This window comes from Bradyrhizobium sp. P5_C11_2, assembly GCF_054049755.1.
Genome location: NZ_JBFULT010000722.1, coordinates 1 through 3,134, shown reverse-complemented (window position 1 = coordinate 3,134; position 3,134 = coordinate 1). Strand labels below are relative to the sequence as shown.

The following is a 3,134-nucleotide window of genomic DNA, read 5'->3' as shown; positions in this document are numbered from 1 at the left end:
GTAACCTGTCTGCGTTTGGTTCTCAAGGCGAAGTCGATTGGGGCAACTGAGTCGGAGGCCGAACCGTCCTGAGACGATCTTTCTGCGGCCGTACCGGCGTGAGCTTCGGTGGGGCGTCACAATCCGATTTGAGCGGTAACGTCGCGGGTAAAAATCTCGCCGTCGCGGAGCGGCGCCGGATCATCGTCATAATGTCTCTCTCCCCGATTCCGGCGCGGGCTGCCGACGTGGTGAAGCCAGACATGATTCAGGTAGACATAGACCAGTTCAAAAAATGCGCTCCTTAAACGATCTAAAAATCATTTTTTATAACCACAATGGAAAAATCTAATCCCATGAGGTTTCATGCTTTTGTCTGTCTCACTGTCGTTGCTTCGTCAACAGCTGTCTATGCTCATCCAAACCCGTATAACGGAAGATACACATTGAAAAAGGGCGCTTGCTCTGAAGAATACCGCGTTGACATTACTCCGAAGGCGCTTAATCACTATGAAGATTTATGCAAAATCACTAAGTCCGAGACGAAGCCGGGCTATTTAAAAAAACCAGTTACATATCTCGATTTGAAATGTTCGTCAGAAGGCGAGACGGATTATCGGGAGGTTTGGCTACAGGACGGTGAACGGGCGGGCACTATAGAAGAGTACTATCCCAGAGAGTCGCCGGCTAAAACTGTGGTTCTGTACCGCTGCATACGTTGACAATCTACATTGTCGTTTGTAGGATTGTTTGCTTCGCATGACTCATTGAGAGTGACGATCCTAGAAATACTTATATGGTTGGGCAATTTATTTTCAATGGCGGCTCGCTCTTCTCGTTACGATAATCGAGCGGGCTTGATACGACCGTCCGGCCTTATGCGTCGTTCCGGTCTCAGTGTCCCTGCTTAAATAATGATAATCGCCCCAAGGGGCTTGATCCTACTTCATCACTGATGGGCGCGAGCCGTTCAAGAGGCGATAGACCGAAGCCCGCCCTACCTTCAGTTCCTTAGCGATGGCACTGGCACCCATTCCGTCGGCAGCAAGGGCCTTCACACGTTCAGGATCGATGGTCGGTTTGCGGCCCTTGTAGATGCCTTCGGCTTTGGCCTTCGCTACGCCTTCAAGCTGACGCTCTCGCCGTATGGCCGTTTCGAACTCGGCGAAGACCCCAAGCATCTGCAAAAAACAGCGCCCCGCTGCCGTAGACGTATCGACAGGTTGCTCAAGGACCTTGAGGGACACTCCCTTCGCCTCCAACAGCTTCACGATAGCGGCGAGGTCACCAACCGAGCGTGCGAGCCGGTCGATACGCGTGACCGAGAGCGAATCCCCGGCCCTTGCGAACTGAATTATCGTTTCAAGTTCCGTCCGGCCTTCCAGCTTGGCGCCCGTCTGCGTTTCAGACCGGATGATGTCACAACCAGAAGCTTGCAAAGCCGCCTCTTGAATGGCTAGGCTTTGGGATGCGCTACTGACGCGCGCGTATCCATAGCTGGCGATGGATGGCCTCCTGTCTTGTTAGCTTCTAGACCCGCCCACCATAGCGTCTCGCAATACCGATGTCGATCTTAATGAGACATCGATACGGCCGTGAGAATGTCTCGCGCTTTCGTCTCGCAAGGGTATACCCTTATACCACACATGATATTGAAGTGGGGCATGGAACAAATTTTCAAACGCTGCGGTGCTTTTGTAATCAAATTTTCAAAAAGGTGATGGCATGCGTACCTTTTTGGTAGCTTCCCTAAATTTTGGCACTTTCTAGGCGGTTATAAGCATCAATGTTGAAATTTGGCGTCCGGAACTTGCGACGGCTTAGAAACGTCGATCCAATTGAATTGAAACCAATCACGCTACTGGTTGGCCGCAACAGTAGCGGCAAATCAACCTATTTACGGTCGCTCCCACTTTTCCGCCAATCGTTGTCAACTAGGATAAGCTCTCCGATACTGTGGTATGGTGATTTCGTCGATTTTGGATCGTTCGAAAGTTCTTCCAATAGTAAGTCGAAAACAGATCCTATCGTTTTTTCCTTTTCACTGGATAGCTTGGCCGTCGACAATCGACCGAGTCCGTACATTACCAGGACCAGAATATATGAAGATAAATATTTAGATATTAGACTTGATATTTCAATTGTTCCCTTTAGAGAACGGACGCGTATAAGCGAAATAGTCGTCGATCTTGGCGACTGGTATGAAACTAAGTACGTGGTCAAAATTGACGAAGCCGACTACGTATCGTCGATAGAGGTGAACGGCGTCGAAGCTATCGATGAAGTTTCCCCCWACAATCTGCTAGTTCGATCGACATCCTTGTTTCCAGAGATTTTGGTGATCGACTCTCAGGAACGGAACCGTCTGGTTTCGTCATTCGCCGAGTTCCAGGCGGCCCCAGAGAGTATAAAATTCTACAAGGCGTTAAACAACGTTTTGAGACCGCATATGGACGGGCGACTAAAGCCAAAGAAGATTGATGATCTAATCATTAATATGATCGCCGGCGGGTTTCCAAACGAAACATACATCAGAAATTTTGGGAAGTCTGGACCGAGTGTTCTAACCGCCTTCCTAAACGATCTTACGGGAGCCGACACACGCAACATTTACGATAAAGTAAGTCGGATACTGGCGGTGTCATCACTGATTCCACTTCTTCGAACGCTATCGTCCAAGTTTCGTACAATATTTGGCTCAACCCTATATATTGGACCGGCTCGCGCCCGCAGTGAACGCTATTATAGATATCAAGATCTAGCAGTCTCTGAGATTGATTCAGACGGAAAAAATCTGCCGATATTCCTTAATTCATTATCGCCGAGACAAATGGCTAGTCTATCGAATTGGATCAAAGATTTGTTTGGTTACGGCATTTCTATTCAGCGCGAGCGAGACCATATTAGTATCAATTTGGTGGAAGCTAGCTATCAACCGAATGTTGTTGATGTTGGGTATGGGGTTTCACAAATTCTTCCAGTCCTTGGGCAAATTTGGTGGGCAAAACATCGTCCAAGACGCCGAGAAATTCGCTCAAATCTGACAATGCTCGCGATTGAACAACCAGAACTTCATTTGCATCCTGCGCATCAAGCACTACTCGCAGATGCATTCGTTGGAATGACGCAAACAGAGGATGCGCTCGGTGTTGCCG

2 protein-coding genes are annotated in these 3,134 nt (G+C 48.7%); one reads left to right on the top strand and one right to left on the bottom strand.

Annotation, left to right across the window (positions count from 1 at the left end; all coding sequences use genetic code 11):
- Positions 1-920: 920 nt before the first annotated feature.
- Positions 921-1,484: a recombinase family protein gene (locus ACXJL8_RS37535; protein WP_456686658.1), complete on the bottom strand. Its 564-nt coding sequence runs from the start codon at positions 1,482-1,484 to the stop codon at positions 921-923.
- A 281-nt stretch (positions 1,485-1,765) separates the two neighbouring features.
- Here ACXJL8_RS37535 and ACXJL8_RS37530 point away from each other — a divergent pair.
- Positions 1,766-3,134, top strand: a 1,369-nt coding sequence (locus ACXJL8_RS37530) for an AAA family ATPase (protein WP_456686657.1), incomplete at its 3' end; no start/stop codon positions are given.